Here is a 19,432-nt window from a genome sequence, read left to right on the forward strand (position 1 = left end):
TCGGCGTCAGACCGGAAAACTGCGCCGTGCCAGCTGCGGCGGCATGCCGGTCCAGCGTTTGAATGCACGGCGGAATTCGCGCGGATCGCTGAAACCCAGTTCGATGCCGATTTCGGCCACGCTCATCTGGCCGGCATGCAACAGTTCCAGCGCGCGTTCGGCGCGCACGCGATCGTGGATCTCGCGGAAGATGCGGCCGCTGTCGGCCAGCCTGCGGCGCAGCGAGCGTTCGCTCAGATGCAGCGTACGCGCTACTTCGGTCAGCCTGGGATGCTCGCGCAGGCGGCTGCGCAGCAGGCGCTCCACCGAACCGACGATTTCATCCGAGCTGCTGGTGCCGCGCAGTTGCTGGTGGCATAGCGTCAGCGCCTGGCGCGAGGTAAGCGGGTTGTAGCCGGGCAGCGGGTAGTCCATCCAGTGCGTATCGATCAGCACGCGGTTGTGCTGCGCGCCGAAGCGCAGCTCGCACTGGAAGGTTTTGGCGTATTCGTCGCGATACGGCGGTGCCGGATAGGTGAATTCCACCCGCACCGGAATCAGCTTCGGCCCGACCAGTTCGCGCGCAATGGCCAAACTGCTGGAAAACAGCTCTTCGCACAGGAACGGCAGCAGTTCGATTTCGCCGAAGCGCGGCCATGCCTGCGCCGCCACGGTGCGTGCATCGACCTCGGCAAAATCCACATCGAGCAGGCTGCCGCAGATTTTGTGGTTTTCAATGCCCACGCCCATCGCATCGCCGAAATTGCGCGAGGTCATCATGGCCAGACCAAGCAGGCCGAAGCTGCCGATGGTTTCGTTGCGCCCGACCGACAGGCCAAGCCCCGGATCCCGCAGCACCTTCAGTGCGCGCGCGATAACCGTGCGTGCCTGGCGATAGGAAACACGCACCGACGGATCGTTGATCTGCTGGCGCGTGATGCCGAGCCCGGCAAACCATGCTTCGCTGGAAAGCCCGCGGCGCGCGGCAAGCTCAGTGAGATGCACCAATACATTGGGCGGTATATCGGCGGCGAGTGCGCGCGGATCCGGTTCGATCGGTAGCGGCGACATGCGCCGCGTGCGCTGCATTTCAAATGCCAGTTCTGACATGCCAGACCTTCCCCCGTGCCGACCCTCTTCGGCGCAGAACGTATCTTCTAGCACGTGTGGGCGCGAGGTGGTTGGCGCGGCGCACAAGCGTCGCCGCGTATGTTGCGAAGCGTTACGGCTTCGTCGACATGGCGTGCTGCCACTGCGCGACCCAGCCATCCAGATCGGCCAGCCGCTTCACGGAATCATCACTCAGCGACATGCCCACCGCTGCGCCTGCGACGCGGCCGCTTGGATCGATCAACATCAATGTCGGATACGTACCGACGCCCAGCGTATCGGTCAGCGCAACGCCGTCGTACAGCACGTTCCAGCTCAGGCCGTGGTCGTCGACAAAGCCGCGTGCAAGCACAGCGTCTTCGAATGTGATCGACACCACATTCATCTCGCCATGCTCGCGTGCGAAGGCATTCAAGGTAGGCACCTCGGCGATGCATGGCCCGCATTCGGCGAAGAAAAAGCTCACGAGCGTATAGCGCCCGTGAAAATCACTGAGTCGCTGGGTGGCGCCGCGCAGCGAGCGCAATTCAAACGGCGGAAAGGCATCGCCGCGGCCGAACGCGAAGCGGCCGGGCTCGCCGGCATGGGCGCCGGGCGGACGCAGCCGCAGTACGGCGGCGCCGGCCTGACGATCGCGCGTAATGCTGTAGGAACGGCGCGCGTGCAGTTGCTGCGCGAAGCCGGCGTAGTCCAGCGGCTTGCCGTTGGAGTCGAGGTAGCGGACGTGCGGTGTGCTGCCGAGTTGCAGGGTGGCGAGGAAGCTTGCTTCGTCGCTGTCGTGCGAGGCCGCGCTTGCCTCACACTTCACGCTCAAGTGGATTTGCCCTTGCCAGGTCCGCGCAATGAAGAAAGATTGCGCGAGGTTTCCCCTCACCCCAACCCTCTCCCCGGAGGGGAGAGGGAGCAGGGCGGCTTACTCGCCGATCGTCAGCAGCGACGCGTTGCCGCCCGCCGCCGTGGTGTTGATGGTGAGCGTGCGCTCACCCGCAAAGCGCAGCAGATAGTGCGGGCCACCCGCTTTCGGGCCGGTACCCGAGAGGCTCTCGCCGCCGAACGGCTGCACGCCCACTACCGCGCCGATCTGGTTGCGGTTGACGTAGCAATTGCCCACCCGCGCATGGCTGCGGATGTATTCCACCGTATCGTCGATACGGCTGTGCACGCCCAGCGTCAGGCCATAGCCGGTGCCGTTGATGGCGTCGATCACCTGCGCCAGCTCGCTACCCTTCCAGCGGATCACGTGCAGCACCGGACCGAACACTTCGCGCTTGAGGATATTGAGCGAGGGAATCTCGTACGCGCGCGGCGCGAAGAACGTGCCGTTGCCGGTTGCGGCCGGATCGAGCGTGGCTTCAGCGATCTTCTTCGCTTCCTTGTCCATGCGTGCGGCATGGTCGTTGAGGATCTTCAGCGCATCCTCGTCGATGACCGGACCCACGTCGGTGGACAGCTGGCCGGGGTCGCCCACCTTCAGTTCGGCCATCGCACCGGCCAGCATGCCGGTGACCTTGTCGGCGATATCTTCCTGCACGAACAGCACGCGCGCGGCGGAGCAGCGCTGGCCGGCGGACTGGAAGGCGGAGGCGATCACGTCCTTGACGATCTGCTCGGGCAGGGCGGAGGAGTCGGCAATCATCGCGTTCTGGCCGCCGGTTTCGGCGATCAGTGCGGCGATCGGCGCATTGCGCGCCGCCAGTGCGCGGTTGATCGCCCAGGCGGTTTCGGTGGAGCCGGTAAAGGCCACGCCGGCCACGCGCGGATCCTTGGTCAGCGCGGCGCCGACCACGGCGCCATCGCCGGGCAGGTATTGCAGCACGTCGGCCGGCACGCCGGCTTCATGCAGCAGCTTCACGGCCACGTAGCCGATCAGGCTGGTCTGCTCGGCCGGCTTGGCGATCACGCTGTTGCCGGCAGCGAGCGCCGCCGATACCTGGCCGAGGAAGATCGCCAGCGGGAAGTTCCACGGACTGATGCAGACGAACACGCCGCGGCCATTGAGGAACAACTGATTGCTCTCGCCGGTCGGGCCGGGCAACTGCTCCGGATGGCCGAACAGGCGGCGGGCCATGGTGGCGTAGTAGCGCAGGAAGTCGGCGGCTTCGCGGATTTCGGCGATCGCGTCGGGCAGGCTCTTGCCCGCCTCGCGCACGCACAGCGCGATGAATTCGCCGCGGCGTGCTTCGAGCTGGTCGGCAGCGTGCTCGAGGATGGCGGCGCGGCTGGCGGCGGGCAGGCGGTCCCAGTTCGGCTGGGCGGCCACGCCATTGGCCAGCGCCTTGTCGACCAGCGCGGCGTCGGCGCTGACATAGCTGCCGACCGGGTCGCGCCGATCGGCCGGATTGGTGACCGCGACCGTGGGGCCGTTGCCCTGTGCGCCCGGCACCAGCGGCGTGGCGTTCCACTGGCCGGACTTCGCGTTGATCGCCTCGGCGAGGGCCTTCAGTTCATTGTCGTTGGAGAAGTTGACGCCCATGGAATTCTTCCTAGATACCCAATTTGGATTTTGCGCAAGCGCAAAATGGTCACCAAACAAGTTGACCGGCAGGGGAATGCGCGGGTGCGCAAAGCTGGAATGATTGGCCGCGTAGTAGCGGCGCACCGTTTCGCACGGATCGGCCACCAGTTCGCGCACCGGCAGCGTTTCATCCACCACGCGGTTGACGAAGCTGGTGTTGGCGCCATTTTCCAGCAGGCGGCGCACCAGATACGGCAGCAGGTCCTCGTGCGTGCCCACCGGCGCATACACGCGGCAAGGCACGTTGAGGTTCTGCGGGCCGATCACTTCGGCATACAGATCCGTGCCCATGCCGTGTAGGCGCTGGAATTCGAACGGACGGCCGCGGGCAATGTGATGCACGGCGGCGATGCTGTGCGCGTTATGCGTGGCGAACTGCGGATAGATCAGCTCGCTACCGGCATCGAACAGCTTGTGCGCGCAGGCCAGGTAGGACACGTCGGTGTTCGGCTTGCGCGTATACAGCGGATAGCCGGACAGGCCCAGCTCCTGCGCGCGCTTGATCTCCGCGTCCCAGTACGCGCCCTTGACCAGGCGCACGTACCAGCGGCGGCCGCTGGCGCGCGCGGTTTCGATCAGCCAGTCGATCACGAACGGCGTGCGCTTGGAATACGCCTGCACCACGATGCCCAGGCCGTTCCAGCCCTGCAGCGAAGGGTGCGCGAACACATCGCCGATGATGTCCAGCGAGAGTTCCAGGCGATCGGCTTCCTCGGCATCCACCGACAGCGCGATGCCCTGCTTCATCGCCAGCTGCGACAGTTCCAGCAGCTTGGCGCTGAGGTCGCGGCGCGCGTGTTCGCGATTGGCCACTTCATAGCGCGGGTGCAGTGCGGACAGCTTGACCGAGATCGACGGCGCATCGGTGTGATTGGCAAACGGGCCGCGCGCGCCGATGCGCGCGATGGCGTTGCGGTAATCCTGCTGGTAGCGCTCGGCGGTTTCGCTGGTGAGCGCCGATTCGCCCAGCATGTCGTAGGAATAGCGATAGGCGGCGTATTCGCCCTTGGCGCAGCGATCCAGCGCCTCGTCGATGCTACGGCCCATCACGAACTGGTGGCCCATGATGCGCATGGCCTGGCGCACCGCCAGGCGAATTGCCGGCTCGCCCGCGCGGCCGATCAGGCGGCGCAGCGCGCTGGTGAAATCGTGGCGCGTTTCCTCGGCCAGGTTGACCAGCTTGCCGGTGAGCATCAGGCCCCAGGTGGAGGCGTTGACGAACAGCGACTCGCTCTGGCCCAGGTGCTTCTTCCAGTTCGCGTCGCCCAGCTTGTCGCGGATCAGCTTGTCGGCGGTGGCCTTGTCGGGAATGCGCAGCAGGGCCTCGGCCACGCACATCAGCAGCACGCCTTCCTCGCTGGAAAGGTCGTACTGGCGCATGAACGACTCCACCGCGCTCTGGTCCTTGGCGCGGGCGCGCACTCGGGTGACCAGGTCGGCGGCCAGGTCGATCACTTTTTCGCGCTCGACCGGGGGCAGGGTGGCTTGAGCGAGCAGGTCGTTGACCGCCTCGGTCTCGTCGCGCAGCCAGGCCGCGGTGATGCGTGCGCGGGCCGGCTCCGCGCCGGTCGGCAGTTCGGGGGTAAGAATGGGTTGGGTCACGATGGCGTGGCGCGTAGGAATGGGGCTTGGGAACGCGGAATTGTACGGCGGGGCGGCCTGTGAACGCATCCGTATAGATAAGGTGTGGGCCGGAAGCGCCTGGCCGCCCTGGCCCCCGGTCATTCCGGCGCAGGCCGAAATCCATGTGCCGTCTGGCGCAGGGCGCGCCGATGACGGTGACATGTCTGCCGCCGATGCTTTGAGAATGGATCCCGGCCTGCGCCGCAATCACGGTCAGCGGGAAGGGGGTTGCTGGCGTGCGGCGCGCATTCGCCCCGCGACAATTTGTAGCAACCGCAGAAGCGGGCACCGGCTCGCACGCGTCCCAAATCGGTATCGGCACGCAAACTCCGCACAACGCGTATATCCCGGCAAATATTCGTTTTTTTGCCGGTGCGCAACGCGGCTGCCGACACCTTGCACGCGCTGCACCCATCCTTGCCGGCTCCAGCATCGCGGCCTATGATCGGAACGTTCCAGGCACGCCGGACTTCCCATGATCGTGCTTCGACCAGCCCTCGGCGGCCTGCCGTGCGTGTTGTGGCTACGGCCCAATCGCATGCTCAGCCGGCGCGGCCTGCGTCGCCTGATCCTGGTGCTGGCTACCCTGGCGTTGATGACGGCAGGTCTGGGAGCGTGGCAGGGCAATGTATTCGCCCCGTTGTTCGCCCTGATCGAGGCTTCCGCCGTGGCCATCGCCTTGAGCGTGGCCTGGCGAGCCGGCGACCGCAGCGAACGCATCACCCTCGACGCCGAGTCGCTGGAGGTGCAAACCCTGCCGGGACGCCGCTGTACGCGCTTCCAGCCCTATTGGGTGCGCGTGCTGCTGGAATCAGGGGAGGGGCGTTACCGATTGTTGTTGTCGTCGCACGGACGCAAGCTGGAAGTTGGGGCTTTCCTCGCGGAGGAGGAACGCGCCGAGCTGTTCCGGAAACTCAGGGTGCTGCTGGCCGATTTCCAATCCCAGTCGCGCAGGTAGGTTCAACAAAGGTGCAAACATGAGAGCTGGCGGCATCGGGAAGCACGGCATCAGGTTCGGGGCGAAGCACATAGTCGGGGCATGGGGGGCAGCAGTCCTCGGTTTGTTCGGCAGCAGCGTTGAGGCGAATCCGCAGCCCGGGCAATTGAATCTCACGCCTGGCGTGACGACCTATTCGGAAGTGCCGTACCTGCTCAACAACGTGTCGCTGGGCGTCTGCGTGGTGATCGGCATCCTGGTGTTCGGCGCGATGTTCATCGCCATGTTCCGCTTCCGCAAATCCGCCGGCGCGGTGGCCGAGAAGTGGTCGCACAACACCACGGTCGAGATCATCTGGACCGTCATCCCCATTCTTATTCTTATTACCCTGGCGTGGCTGGCCACCAACGGCCTGCGCCAGTTCTCCGACACCACCGGTGCGCAGATGACGGTGAAGGTCACCGGCTACCAGTGGAAGTGGCGCTACGACTACGTCGACTACCAGGGCAAGGCGATCAGCAAGGTCGGCTTCATGTCCAAGCTGGACGACCAGAGCAATGCCACTCGCCAGCTCAATTCCGGCCTCGATCCGTGGGCGGTGAAGGCCGATGGCGAGCAGACCTATCTGCTCAACGTGGACCACCCGCTGGTGGTGCCGATCCATACCAAGATCCGTTTCGTGATCACCGCCGACGACGTGATCCATTCCTGGTTCGTGCCCGCGCTGGGCTGGAAGATGGATGCGATCCCGGGCGTGGTGAATGCGGCGTGGACCAATATCAATACGCCAGGCATCTATCGCGGCCAGTGCGCGGAACTGTGCGGCCAGGACCATGGCTTCATGCCGATCGTGGTGAAGGCGGTCTCGCAGGAAGATTTCGCCAAGTGGCTGGCTTCGCAGCAGCAGCCCGCTGCCGCACCGGCTGCGGCCGCCACCGCGGCGGCGCCTGCACAGGCCAGCGTGCAGGTCCCGGCACACGCAACACAGGGTTGATCATCCGGCTGCTTTCGTTCCGCAGTTCACGTAAACGCATTCATTAAGGCAGAGGTTCAAGGCCATGGCCCAGGCAGCCACCCACGACCACCACGATGAGCACCACGACGAACACCACGAGCATCTGAACTTCTTTCAGCGCTGGGTGATGTCCACCAACCACAAGGACATCGGCACGCTGTACCTGGTCTTCTCGCTGCTGATGTTCTTTATCGGCGGCAGCTTCGCCATGGTGATCCGCGCCGAGCTGTTCAAGCCCGGCATGCAGCTGGTGCAACCGTACTTCTTCAACGAAATGACCACCATGCATGCGCTGGTGATGATTTTCGGCGCCGTCATGCCGGCCTTCGTGGGCCTGGGCAACTGGATGATTCCGTTGATGGTCGGCGCGCCGGACATGGCGCTGCCGCGCATGAACAACCTGTCGTTCTGGATCCTGCCGTTCGCCTTCGCGCTGCTGCTGTCCACGCTGTTCCTGCCGGGCGGCGGTCCTGCCGGCGGCTGGACCATGTATCCGCCGCTGTCGCTGCAGAGCGCTTCGCTGGCCTACGTGGTGTTCGCGGTGCACTTGATGGGTATCAGCTCGATCATGGGCGCCATCAACATCATCGCCACCATCCTCAATATGCGCGCGCCGGGCATGGACCTGCTGAAGATGCCGGTGTTCGTGTGGAGCTGGCTGATCACCGCGTTCCTGCTGATCGCGGTGATGCCGGTGCTGGCCGGTGCGGTGACCATGCTGCTCACCGACAAGTACTTCAATACGCACTTCTTCGATGCCGCCGGCGGCGGCGATCCGGTGTTGTTCCAGCACGTGTTCTGGTTCTTCGGGCATCCCGAGGTGTACATCATGATCCTGCCCGCGTTCGGGATCATCTCGGAGATCATTCCGACCTTCGCGCGCAAGCCGATCTTCGGCTACAAGGCGATGGTGTTCGCGATCGCCTCGATCGCCTTCCTCTCGTTCATCGTGTGGGCGCACCACATGTTCGCGGTGGGCCTGCCGCTGGGCGCTGAAATCTTCTTCATGTACGCCACCATGCTGATCGCGGTGCCCACCGGCGTGAAGGTGTTCAACTGGGTCGCCACCATGTGGGGCGGCTCGATGACCTTCGAAACGCCGATGCTGTTCGCCATCGCCTTCGTAATTCTGTTCACCATCGGCGGCTTCTCCGGCCTGATGCTGGCGCTGGTGCCGGCGGACTTCCAGTATCACGACACCTACTTCGTGGTGGCGCACTTCCACTACGTGCTGGTGACCGGCGCGATCTTCGCCATCATTGCCGCTACCTACTATTGGATCCCGAAGTGGTCGGGCCATATGTACAGCGAGTTCTGGGGCAAGATGCACTTCTGGAACTCGGTGATCTGGGTGAACGTGCTGTTCTTCCCGCAGCACTTTCTTGGCCTTGCCGGCATGCCGCGCCGCATTCCCGACTACAACGTGGCCTTCGCCAACTTCAACATGATCAGCTCGATCGGCGGCTTCCTGTTCGGCGCCTCGCAGCTGATCTTCCTCGGCGTGCTGATCCACTGCGTGTGGTTCTCCAAGAAGAAAGCCACCGACCGCGTGTGGGAAGGCGCCAGGGGCCTGGAGTGGACCGTGCCGTCGCCGGCGCCGCACCACACCTTCGCCATCGCGCCGGTGATCCACGATGAAGAACTGGCCCATGGCCATGTCGAGGATTGATCGATGAAGCTCGACCAGCAGATGCTCGAAACAGACCAGGCGCGGCGCGTAAAGCGCGCCCGCCGCACGGCGGCGGCGATCGGCATCGTTGCCTTCGCCGTGTTCGTGTTCTCGATCGCGCAGATGCTCTGGCTTCAGCACCACCCCGAGGCGCACGCGCGTGCGGTTGCCGAGGCGCTCATGCAGTAAACCTTGCCAAGGCAGGGACGTAGGTCACCAGGAACATCTACGGGATACACATCATGGGTCAGCAGCACGACATTTATTACGTACCGAGCAAGAGCCAGTGGCCGATCGTGGCCGCCGTGGTCATGTTCCTCACCGTGTTCGGCGCGGCGCACTGGCTGAATGCCGAACCGGGCGAGGCGGGCTTCGGCAAGACGCTGCTGCTGATCGGCTTCATCGGCATCCTCGGCATGTTCTTCGGCTGGTTCCGCTCGGTGATCCACGAGTCGATGGCCGGCCGCTACAACAGCCAGGTGGACCGCTCGTTCCGCATGGGCATGATGTGGTTCATCTTCTCCGAAGTGATGTTCTTCGGTGCCTTCTTCGGCGCGCTGTTCTATGTGCGCATGTTCTCGGTGCCGTGGCTGGGCGGCTATGGCCACGGCGTGCTTACGCACCAGTTCCTGTGGAGCGACTACGCGGCTTCGTGGGGCAACGGCGGCGGCAACGGCCCGGGACATGTCGGCGGCGACTTCGAGACGGTGGCGCCGTGGGGCCTGCCGCTGATCAATACGCTGATCCTGCTCAGCTCCAGCGTGACCGTGACGATCGCGCACCATGCGTTGAAGGCCGGTCATCGCGGCAAGGTGCTGCTGTTCCTGGGCGTGACCGTGTTGCTGGGCGCGGGCTTCCTGTTCTGCCAGGCGCACGAGTATGCAGAGGCGTACAAGGAACTGAACCTCACCCTGGGCAGCGGCGTGTATGGCTGCACCTTCTTCATGCTTACCGGCTTCCACGGCCTGCATGTGACGCTGGGTACGATCATGCTGGCGATCATCTGGCTGCGCGTGCTGGCCGGCCACTTCAGCAAGGAACATCACTTCGGTTTCGAGGCGGTGGCCTGGTATTGGCACTTTGTGGATGTGGTGTGGCTGGGGCTCTTCATGTTCGTCTACATTCTCTGAGCCCGCATTGTTCGAGGGAATGAAAAAGCCCGCCTTTCGGCGGGCTTTTTACGTAGGTTGGGTTAGCGCAGCGTAACCCAACGATGCCGCTACGAAGATGGATCGTTGGGTTACGCTGCGCTAACCCAACCTACGCATGTTTCCGTTGCGCTCAAAGGTCGCAACCCAGGCGTATGCCAAACCGGCCCGCTACAATTCGTTACTGCCCCACACCATGGGGATGTATCCAGCCCATCTTGATCCCGACAATCACCAAGGCAATCAGCAGCAGCGAAAAGCTGATGCGCCGGGTCAGCGCCCAGACGGTGCGCTTGCTGTTGTCCTTGTCGGTCATCATGAAATACAGCGCCTGGCCGAGGTTGAAAATCACCACCAGGAACATGATCACCAGCACGACTTTGTAGATGGTTTCCACGTGATTGACCTGAGCAGGCGCGACATCGCCAGTATAGCCATCCCACCCGGAGCCACTGCATGACGTGGCTGCGGCGCCCGGCGTGGTGGGCGGTGCTGCTGACGCTGGCCGCAGTGCTTGTTTTCGCGCGTCTTGGCATCTGGCAATTGCATCGTGCCGATTACAAGGAAGCACTTCTGCGACGGTATGCCGCAGCGGCCGGCAGGCCCGCGCAGGACTTCGCTGCCGTGACAGCCAATCCGGTCGAAGACGGCTATCCGCGTGTGCGCGTGAATGGCCATTACCTGGCCGATCGCCTCTATCTGCTCGACAACCCCAAGCACGATGAAATGGGCGGCGTCGAGGTGTATGCGCCGTTCCAGCCGGAGCATGCGAATCAGCTATTGCTGGTCGACCTGGGCTTTTTGCCCGGCAACGGCAGTGGCAAGGCGCCGCAACTACCGCCCTTGCCGGATGCTGCATTGACGCTGCAAGGGTTGTATCAACCGCCCCCGGGCCATGGCTTTGAAATGGGCGGCGATGCGCTGGTACGGCAAGCGCAATGGCCGAAGACCTCGATTTACCTCGACCTGCCGCAGGTCGCCGCGGATCTGCATGCAACGCTTTATCCGCGTGTGCTGGTGCTGGATGCGGATCCGGCGGCCATCTATGTGCGCGTGCATACGCTGGATCTTTCTTCCATGCCGCCGGCAAGGCATCGTGCGTATGCGTTCCAGTGGTTCGCGTTTGCGCTGGCGGCGGTCGTGTTGTTTGTCGTTTTGCACCGCAAACGTCGTGGGCAGAATTAAGCCATGCATCTTTCGACGCGCCCACCTGTAACCGCATGCCGCATACGCCAGCCGTCATCCCGGCGAAGGCCGGGATCCAATGACTTTACGCCGCGCGCGGCGCTGGGTCCCGGCCTTCGCCGCGATGACGGTTTAGGGTGCGAAGCCGGCGTGTTTTTCAAATGTCCCGCAAAGTCCGCAATGACGGCACAGCAGCTTGAAGCTTCACAGGGGTATGCATGAACACTGTTACACCAAACCGCCGTTCCAGCCGCCTGAAATTCCTGCTGGTGGTCTTCATTTTCGCCGCACCGATCATCGCCGCCGCACTGCTCAACCTCAGTGGCTGGCAACCCACCGGCAAGGCGTACGGCGAGCCGATCCAGCCGCAGCGCAATCTGGATCAGCAGCACGTGCAGATCCGCCTGGCCGATGGCAAGGACTGGCCCTGGCGCGACAGCTCGCCGCGGCTCACCCTGATCGCCCTGGCCGGCCCGGGCTGCGCCTCCCGCTGTATGGATACGCTGACCAAGATGGCCGCCGCGCGGATCACCCTCAACAACAACGCCAGCCGCCTGCGCCTGCTCTACGTGGGCCAGCCGCCGGCAGATGCCGCCACCGATGGCATGCAGAACTACTGGGCCCTGGGGACCGACGCCGACGACAGCCTTGCGGCCTATCGCCCGGTCGCCGCCGATAGCGTTACCGCGCTGCTGGTGGAGTCGGACGGCACGGCGCTGACCCTGTATCCTGCCGGCTTCGATCCAAGCGGCCTGCGCAAGGATCTGCAAAAGGTCATTCGTTGATGTCTGTGCGTATACGCAAAATCGTGCCGTATCTGGCCGTTTTGGCGGCGGTGTTCGCCTTCGGCCTGGTGATGTTCGGTGCGTTTGTCCGGCTCTCCAATGCGGGCCTGTCCTGCCCGGACTGGCCGACCTGCTACGGCCAGGCCACCTGGCCGCAGCATGCGCAGGCAGTGGCCCAGGCCGACCAAGCTTTTCCGGATCGCCCGTACGAAGCCGACAAGGCCTGGCGTGAGCAGGTGCATCGCATGCTGGCCGGCACGCTGGGCGTGCTGGTGCTGCTGCTGGCGTTGATCGCCGCGCGGCGCGAGCGCATCGTGCTGTTGGCCTTGATCGTCAGTGCCGTGTTTGCGGCAGCCGGCGTCGTGCTTTATCTGCATGGCGAACATCAATGGTCGTCGGGCCTGGCCTTGCTGGCGATTCTGTTGCCGGTCACCGGCGCGCTGTGGTTGCCCGAGCATGCAGCGCTCAAGATGAGTGTGCTGGCGCTGGCCGTGATCATCTTCCAGGCCATGCTGGGCATGTGGACGGTCACCCTGCTGCTCAAGCCGATCGTGGTGATGGGGCATTTGCTGGGCGGCATGAGCACCTTCGGGCTGCTGGCGTATGTCGCGCTGCGCTACATGGGTGTGGGTGCGGCCGACAACAGCCATGCATCGCTGCGCCGGCTGGTCGTGTTCGGCATCCTGCTGCTCGCCGCGCAGATCGCGCTCGGCGGCTGGACGTCGGCCAATTACGCCGCGCTGGCCTGCGGCACCGACTTCCCCACTTGCCTGGGGCAATGGGCGCCGCCCACCGATTTCCACCAGGGTTTCGTGCTGTGGCGCGAGATCGGCGTGAATTACGAAGGCGGCATTCTCGATATGGCGGCGCGCAGCGCGATCCAGATCGCGCACCGCATCGGCGCGCTGGTGGTGTTCTGCTACCTGAGCTGGCTGGCGTACCGTTTGCTGCGCGGCGGCTTCCGTTTCGGCGGTATCGCGCTGTTCGTGGTGCTGCTCGCGCAGATCGCGCTGGGTATCAGCAACGTGCATTTCGGCCTGCCGCTGCCGGTGGCCACCATGCACAACGGCGGCGCCGCGCTGCTGCTGTTTAGCCTGCTGGCGAATTACGCGCGCCTGCAGCCGTGGCGCAGCGACGTCGTGGATGTGCTCGCATGAGTCTGATTCGCGAATACATGCAGCTGACCAAGCCGCGCGTGGTGGCATTGCTGGTGTTCTGCGCGGTGATCGGCATGTTCCTCGCCGTGCCCGGCATTCCGCCATGGCGCGCGCTGCTGTTCGGCACGCTTGGTATCTGGATGGCCTCCGGCTCGGCCGCGGCCTTCAATCATCTGATCGACGAGCGCATCGACAAGCTGATGGCGCGCACCGCGCGCCGCCCGCTCGCCACCGGCACGCTGAAGCCGCGCCAGGTGCTGGTCTTCGCGATCGTGCTGGGCGTCGTGTCCATGCTGATACTGGCCCTGCTGGTGAACGGCCTGACCGCATGGCTCACCTTTGGCGGCCTGATCGGCTATGCGCTGGTCTATACCGCCTATCTGAAGCGCGCCACGCCGCAGAACATCGTGATCGGCGGCCTGGCCGGCGCGATTCCGCCGGTGCTGGGCTGGACCGCCGTCACCGGCGCGCTGCATCCGTTCGCGCTGCAGTTGTGCATGATCATCTTCGTATGGACCCCGCCGCACTTCTGGGCGCTGGCGATCTTCCGCCGCGACGATTACGCCCGCGCGGAAATCCCGATGCTGCCGGTCACCCACGGTGTGCGCTATACGCGCTGGAACATCCTGCTCTACACCATTCTGCTGGTGATCGTGAGCCTGCTGCCATCGATCACCGGCTACAGCGGCCTGCTCTATGGCGGCGGGGCCGCGGTGCTGGGCGTAGGCTTCCTGTATTACGCAATCCGCATGATGAATCCACCGGACGAATACTTCGCCATGCGTACCTTCAAGTATTCGATCATCTACCTGATGGCGCTGTTCGCTTTCCTGCTGGCCGACCACTGGCTGGTACCGCCCCTGCTGCTGCAGCCTCCCGCATGAAAAGTTTCATGACCAAGGCTTGACACTTGCGCATCGCAGCATAACAATACGCGCGCCCACCGGCGCGTCACCGGCCGACCGGGCCTCTGTCCGAACTTAACCAAGGCATATGGACGTTTACCCTAGTCGCAACGTCGACATCCGCAAGCATCGGGTGCCGGCATTGCATAACAAGCTGATCGTTCGCGGCAACCGCCAGCGGTTGGCCGGCGCTTTCCTCGACTAGGGAAGTCCGGCCCGCTCCTAACGGTGCCGCGGCACCGTTATTAAGGAGATGGGCCCATGAAGCTCCTTCGCGATTTCTTCCGTCTGCGCACCGCAGGTCGTTCCCCCCTGGCCGCACGCCGTCAGGCCGTGCGCGTCCCGCTGACCGTCACGGTTCCCCAGCCGCTGAGCCCGGCCGCTCGCCAGCAGCAGGCCGAGCACGCCCGCACGTCCCGTCATCTTCATCTGGTATCTAGCCACTGATGCGCCGTTGCGAACTGCGCAAGGGGTGGCCTCCACCCTGGCCGCCGATGCGGCCGGGGCGGTATCGCCCCGTGCTCGGGTTGCCATAGCGGAAGCCGGTCGTTCCACACGCTCGTCTCCGTATCGCATGCGACACCTTTCCACGGAAGCGAGACATGACCAAGCAATCCCCCCAGGCTGTGCTGGCCAAGGCCGTTAGCAAGACCGTGGCCGCGCCGCCGCGCGTAACCGCGGCGCAGGATGCGTTCAAGGACAACGACGCCCTGCTGGCTGGCCTGGACACCACCCCGGCGGGCCTGAACGAAGATGAGATCACCGAGCGCCTGTCGCGCGACGGCGTAAACGAGGTTTCGCACGAAAAGCCGCCGCACTGGACGTTCCAGCTGCTGCGTGCGTTCAAGAACCCGTTCATCATCGTGCTGCTGATCCTGGCGATCGTGCAGGTGGTGGTGACGCCGGACGATCTGTCCGGCCCGATCATCATCGCCGTGATGGTGGGGATCAGCGTGCTGCTGAGCTTTACCCAGGAATTCCGTTCCTCGCGGGCAGCTGAAAAGCTCAAGGCGATGGTGCGCAACACCGCCACCGTCACGCGCCGCGCCTCCGACGGGCACAGCGAGCGCATCGAAGTGCCGGTGGGCGAGCTGGTGATGGGCGATATCGTGCATCTGGCGGCCGGCGACATGGTGCCCGCCGACCTGCGCCTGCTTACCGCCAAGGACCTGTTCATCAGCCAGGCCATCCTCACCGGCGAATCGCTGCCGGTGGAAAAGGCCGGCCCGGCCCAGGCCCATGCGGTGGAGTCCGGCGCGGAGGGCGTGCAGCAGGGCAATCCGCTCGACCTGCCCACCATCTGCTACATGGGCACCAACGTGGTCAGCGGCACCGCCGCCGCCGTGGTCGTGGCGACCGGTGCACGCACCTATCTGGGTTCGCTGGCGCGCAGCATCGTGGGCGAGCGCGTGCAGACCAGCTTCGATCGCGGCGTCAGCAGCGTGAGCTGGCTGTTGATCCGCTTCATGCTGGTGATGGTGCCGGTGGTGCTGGGCATCCAGTGGTACAAGCACGGCTTCCTCGAGGCGCTGATGTTCGCGCTGTCGGTGGCGGTGGGCCTTACCCCGGAAATGCTGCCGCTGATCGTCACCGCCAACCTGGCCAAGGGCGCGATGGCGATGTCCAAGCGCAAGGTGGTGGTGAAGCGCCTCAACGCGATCCAGAACTTCGGCGCCATGGACGTGCTGTGCACCGACAAGACCGGCACCCTCACGCTGGACAAGATCGTGCTGGAGCGTCATCTCGACCTGGACGGCGAAGATTCGGACGACGCGCTGGAATACGGCTACCTCAACAGCCACTTCCAGACCGGCCTGAAGAACCTGATGGACAAGGCCGTACTGGGGCATCGCGACCTGGAACCGATCGTCCAGCGCTATCGCGTGGTGGACGAAATTCCGTTCGACTTCCAGCGTCGCCGCATGTCGGTGGTGCTGGCCAACGGCGACGGCCGCCACCTGCTGGTGTGCAAGGGCGCGGTGGAAGAGATGCTGTCGATCTCTTCGATGGAGCGCATCGGCGACGAGATCGTGCCGATGACCGACGAGCGCCGCCGCGAGATCAAGGCGATGACGCGCCGGCTCAACGAAGACGGCCTGCGCGTGCTGGTGGTGGCGATCAAGCAGGAAGATCCGCATAACCGCGCCTACGGCGTGGCCGACGAAGCCGGCCTCACCGCCGTCGGCTGCCTGGCCTTCCTCGATCCGCCCAAGGACACCGCCGCCACCGCCATCGCCGCGCTGCATCACCACGGCGTGGAAGTGAAGGTGATCACCGGCGACAACGAAGCGGTAACGCGCAAGATCTGCCGCGAAGTGGGCCTGAATGTGGAGCACTCCGCGCAGGGCCGCGATATCGAGCCGCTGGACGACAGCGCGCTGGACGAGCTGGTCAAGCGCACCACTGTGTTCGCCAAGATGTCGCCGCTGCAGAAGGCGCGCGTGGTGAAGTCGCTGCAGCGCCAGGGCCATACCGTGGGCTTCCTCGGCGACGGCATCAACGATGCGCCGGCCCTGCGCGAAGCGGATGTGGGCATTTCGGTGGATACCGCCACCGATATCGCCAAGGAATCGGCCGACATCATCTTGCTGGAAAAGAACCTGATGGTGCTGGAGGAGGGCGTGCTGGAAGGGCGCATCACCTTCGGCAACATCATCAAGTACATCAAGATGACCGCCAGCTCCAACTTCGGCAACGTGCTCAGCATGGTGGTGGCCAGCTTCTTCCTGCCGTTCCTGCCGATGTTGCCGCTGCAGGTGCTGGTGCTGAATCTGCTGTACGACATCTCGCAGCTGTCGATTCCGTTCGACCGCATGGACGAGGAATACCTGCGCAAGCCGCGCAAATGGGATGCCAGCGATATCGGCCGCTTCATGGTGTGGATCGGACCGACCAGCTCGATCTTCGACATCACCACCTTTGCCTTGCTGTGGTTTGTGTTCGGCGCCAATGGCGAAGCGCATCAGTCGCTGTTCCAGTCGGGCTGGTTCATCGAGAGCCTGCTGACGCAGACGCTGGTGGTGCACATGATCCGTACGCGCAAGATCCCGTTCCTGCAGAGCGTGGCGGCAGCGCCGGTACTTGGGCTGACCACGGCGATCATCGTGATCGGCATGATCATTCCGTTTACCGCAGTAGGGACCAAGATCGGCATGGTGCATTTGCCGGGCGAGTACTTCGGCTGGCTGGCGGTGACGGTGGTGGCTTACTGCATGCTGACGCAGGTGGCGAAGCTGCTGTACATCCGTCGCTATGGGCGCTGGCTCTAATACACGCATCACGGTGCGATGCTTTTTTGTGCCGTCATTCCCCCATTCGCGGGAATGACGGCTGGCAAGATTTGTTGCACAGGTTCTGTAGCTCATTCGTCTTACGGATGAATCTGCAGCGCCGTTATTTTCAGGAGTGCCACTATGAAAGGCACCATTTCGACGTGTTAGTTCTACCGTAACGTCATTCCGGCGCAGGCCGGAAGAGCTTTACAACAGCGGATGCTGGTCATCCACGCTTCGCATCCGCCATGGATTCCGGCCTGCGCCGGAATGACGGTGGGGCGAGATTTTTGCTTTGATGTTCTATCGTTCATTCGTTTTTCGAATGAGCCATGGCATCGTTTTTTTAAAAGGAGTGCCCGCCATGAAAGGCACCTTCGCTCTCTTCGATATTGCCGGTTACGTCGCTCTGCTGCTGTGGGGCACACATATGGTCACCAGCGGCGTGCTGCGCGGCTACGGCAGTGCATTGCGCCGTTCGCTGGGCCGTTTTCTCGGCCACCGCCCGGCCGCGTTCGCCTTTGGCGTGTGCATCACGGCGCTGCTTCAGAGCAGCACCGCCACCGGCATGATGGCTACCTCGTTTGCTGCCAACGGTTTCCTCGGCCTGGCGCCGGGACTGGCGGTGATGCTGGGCGCCAATGTCGGTACCACCCTGATCGTGCAAGTGATGTCGTTCGACATCGCCCTGATTGCACCGGTGCTGATCCTGTTCGGCACGGCGCTGCATCGGCGCAGCGACGATGTGCGCTATGAAAATCTCGGCCGTGTCGGCATTGGCCTGGGCCTGATGCTGCTGGCGCTGCACCTGCTGGTGCTGACCATGAAGCCGATGGAAAACGCACAGCTGCTGCAGGCAGGCATGCAGGCGCTGGCCGACGAACCGGTGATCGCCATGCTGGTGGCGGCTGCGCTGACCTGGATGTGTCATTCCAGCGTGGCGGTGGTGCTGTTGATCGTATCGCTCGCTACCGGTGGCGTGATCGATGCGCCGGGCGCGCTGGCACTGGTGCTCGGCGCCAACCTGGGCGGTACCTTGCCGGCCCTGCTGGAGGCGCATACGCCGGTAGCCCGCCGCCTGCCGCTGGGCAATCTGCTGGTGCGCGCCTTCGGCTGCGTGATCTGCCTGCCGCTGCTGCATCCGCTGGCCCATTGGCTGGCGCCCCTGGGTGCTACGCCGGCGCGTATCGCAGTGAATTTCCACACTGCTTTCAATCTGGTGCTGGCGCTGATTTTCATTCTGCCGGTGCAGAAGCTCGCGCAGCTGCTGGTGCGCATGCTGCCCGAGCCGCCGCGTCCGGCCGACCAGGGCCTGCCGCTGTATCTGGACGAAGCCGCGCTCGACAGCGCCGGTGTGGCGCTGGTGAATGCCACGCGCGAATCCATGCGCATGGCCGACATGGTCGAAGGCATGTTGAAGGGCCTGGTCGAGATTTTCGGCAAGGACGACATCACACGCGCCACCGCCATCAGCAAGATGGATCCGTTTCTGGATCGCCTTGGTGTGGCAATTCGCCAATACCTCGCCGACCTGGTCGGCGAAGCCTTGAACGAAGAGGACGGCGAGCGCAGCCAGGAAATCCATGCGTTCGTGATCAACATCGAGCACATCGGCGATATCACCGCTAATAACCTGATGGAATTTGCGGCGAAGAAGGCCGAGCGCGGACAGGATTTTTCGGCCGACGACATCCAGGATCTTGCCGCCATGCACAGCCAGCTGATGGAAAGCCTGCGGCTGGCGATTGCGGTGTTCATGCGCGGCGACTTGCGCGCTGCGCAGCATTTGATGGAGCGCAAGGAATTGCTGTGGCGGCTGGAAAACGATGCTTCCGACCGGCATGTGCGCGATCTGCGCCAGCAACGCGATGGCGCCGGTGGCGATGTGTATCTGCGCATCCTGCGCGACCTGCGCCGCATCCATTCGCACCTTGCCGCCATTGCTTATCTACCGCTCGAACGTGCCGGCCTGCTGCAAGCAAGGTTGGTGCAAGCTAACGCATCTCATCTCGCAGAAGGAAAAGCCTGACCTTGGACAGTCATACGCAAGCCGAACCACCCAGTATTAGCCGGCCTGACTGACCCTGCCTTCGCGCGCGCTCCCTAGCGGAGCCGCACCCGGATGCAGTGGT

Annotated in this window: 16 protein-coding genes; 12 read left to right on the forward strand and 4 right to left on the reverse strand. The window is 64.0% G+C overall.

Annotated features, from left to right (window positions below):
- Positions 1-6 precede the first annotated feature (6 nt).
- The 3 genes from IGX34_RS07495 to putA all read right to left on the reverse strand — a co-directional run bounded on the left by IGX34_RS07495 (position 7) and on the right by putA (position 5,206).
- Positions 7-1,089 carry an AraC family transcriptional regulator gene (locus IGX34_RS07495; RefSeq protein WP_225737297.1) on the reverse strand — a complete coding sequence of 361 codons (1,083 nt, stop codon included), beginning with the start codon at positions 1,087-1,089 and terminating at the stop codon, positions 7-9.
- Positions 1,090-1,201: 112 nt separating this feature from the next.
- Positions 1,202-1,897 carry a redoxin domain-containing protein gene (locus tag IGX34_RS22330; RefSeq protein WP_192555088.1) on the reverse strand — a complete coding sequence of 232 codons (696 nt, stop codon included), beginning with the start codon at positions 1,895-1,897 and terminating at the stop codon, positions 1,202-1,204.
- A gap of 105 nt (positions 1,898-2,002) precedes the next feature.
- Positions 2,003-5,206, reverse strand: coding sequence for a bifunctional proline dehydrogenase/L-glutamate gamma-semialdehyde dehydrogenase PutA (gene putA / locus IGX34_RS07505; protein WP_192555089.1), 3,204 nt, complete (start codon positions 5,204-5,206; stop codon positions 2,003-2,005).
- Between the two features lie 496 nt (positions 5,207-5,702).
- On the opposite strand from putA, the gene IGX34_RS07510 reads away from it, so the two are divergent.
- The 5 genes from IGX34_RS07510 to IGX34_RS07530 all read left to right on the forward strand — a co-directional run bounded on the left by IGX34_RS07510 (position 5,703) and on the right by IGX34_RS07530 (position 9,978).
- Positions 5,703-6,185 carry a DUF2244 domain-containing protein gene (locus IGX34_RS07510; protein ID WP_225737299.1) on the forward strand — a complete coding sequence of 161 codons (483 nt, stop codon included), beginning with the start codon at positions 5,703-5,705 and terminating at the stop codon, positions 6,183-6,185.
- Positions 6,186-6,204: 19 nt separating this feature from the next.
- The gene (gene coxB, locus IGX34_RS07515) at positions 6,205-7,158 is read left to right on the forward strand and encodes a cytochrome c oxidase subunit II (RefSeq protein ID WP_192555090.1); all 954 of its coding nucleotides are present in this window, start codon (positions 6,205-6,207) and stop codon (positions 7,156-7,158) included.
- 64 nt (positions 7,159-7,222) lie between these two features.
- The gene (gene ctaD, locus IGX34_RS07520) at positions 7,223-8,848 is read left to right on the forward strand and encodes a cytochrome c oxidase subunit I (RefSeq protein WP_192555091.1); all 1,626 of its coding nucleotides are present in this window, start codon (positions 7,223-7,225) and stop codon (positions 8,846-8,848) included.
- 3 nt (positions 8,849-8,851) lie between these two features.
- On the forward strand, positions 8,852-9,037 hold the full coding sequence (locus IGX34_RS07525; RefSeq protein ID WP_192555092.1) for a hypothetical protein: 186 nt from the start codon (positions 8,852-8,854) through the stop codon (positions 9,035-9,037).
- 53 nt (positions 9,038-9,090) lie between these two features.
- Entirely contained in the window at positions 9,091-9,978 is an 888-nt protein-coding gene (locus IGX34_RS07530) for a cytochrome c oxidase subunit 3 (RefSeq protein ID WP_192555093.1), read from the forward strand.
- A 199-nt stretch (positions 9,979-10,177) separates the two neighbouring features.
- Here IGX34_RS07530 and IGX34_RS07535 read toward each other — a convergent pair whose 3' ends face one another.
- Positions 10,178-10,393 carry a twin transmembrane helix small protein gene (locus tag IGX34_RS07535; protein ID WP_192555094.1) on the reverse strand — a complete coding sequence of 72 codons (216 nt, stop codon included), beginning with the start codon at positions 10,391-10,393 and terminating at the stop codon, positions 10,178-10,180.
- A gap of 59 nt (positions 10,394-10,452) precedes the next feature.
- Between IGX34_RS07535 and IGX34_RS07540 the strand changes: the two genes are divergently transcribed.
- The 7 genes from IGX34_RS07540 (at position 10,453) to IGX34_RS07570 (ending at position 19,329) form a co-directional block, all read left to right on the forward strand.
- On the forward strand, positions 10,453-11,181 hold the full coding sequence (locus IGX34_RS07540; protein ID WP_192555095.1) for an SURF1 family protein: 729 nt from the start codon (positions 10,453-10,455) through the stop codon (positions 11,179-11,181).
- A gap of 218 nt (positions 11,182-11,399) precedes the next feature.
- Positions 11,400-11,966, forward strand: coding sequence for a hypothetical protein (locus tag IGX34_RS07545; RefSeq protein WP_192555096.1), 567 nt, complete (start codon positions 11,400-11,402; stop codon positions 11,964-11,966).
- Positions 11,966-13,123 carry a COX15/CtaA family protein gene (locus tag IGX34_RS07550; protein WP_192555097.1) on the forward strand — a complete coding sequence of 386 codons (1,158 nt, stop codon included), beginning with the start codon at positions 11,966-11,968 and terminating at the stop codon, positions 13,121-13,123. The genes IGX34_RS07545 and IGX34_RS07550 overlap by 1 nt, the downstream gene beginning before the upstream one ends.
- Positions 13,120-14,007: a heme o synthase gene (gene cyoE / locus IGX34_RS07555; protein WP_192555098.1), complete on the forward strand. Its 888-nt coding sequence runs from the start codon at positions 13,120-13,122 to the stop codon at positions 14,005-14,007. Before IGX34_RS07550 ends, cyoE begins: the two co-directional genes overlap by 4 nt.
- A gap of 282 nt (positions 14,008-14,289) precedes the next feature.
- Positions 14,290-14,475, forward strand: a complete 186-nt coding sequence (locus IGX34_RS07560; protein WP_192555099.1) for a hypothetical protein — start codon at positions 14,290-14,292, stop codon at positions 14,473-14,475.
- A gap of 155 nt (positions 14,476-14,630) precedes the next feature.
- A complete protein-coding gene (gene mgtA, locus IGX34_RS07565; protein WP_192555100.1) occupies positions 14,631-17,297 on the forward strand; it encodes a magnesium-translocating P-type ATPase in 2,667 nt (888 codons plus the stop codon).
- Between the two features lie 367 nt (positions 17,298-17,664).
- On the forward strand, positions 17,665-19,329 hold the full coding sequence (locus tag IGX34_RS07570; protein WP_192555101.1) for a Na/Pi cotransporter family protein: 1,665 nt from the start codon (positions 17,665-17,667) through the stop codon (positions 19,327-19,329).
- Positions 19,330-19,432 lie beyond the last annotated feature (103 nt).

Source organism: Dyella acidiphila (assembly GCF_014863405.1).
Lineage (GTDB): Bacteria > Pseudomonadota > Gammaproteobacteria > Xanthomonadales > Rhodanobacteraceae > Dyella_B > Dyella_B acidiphila.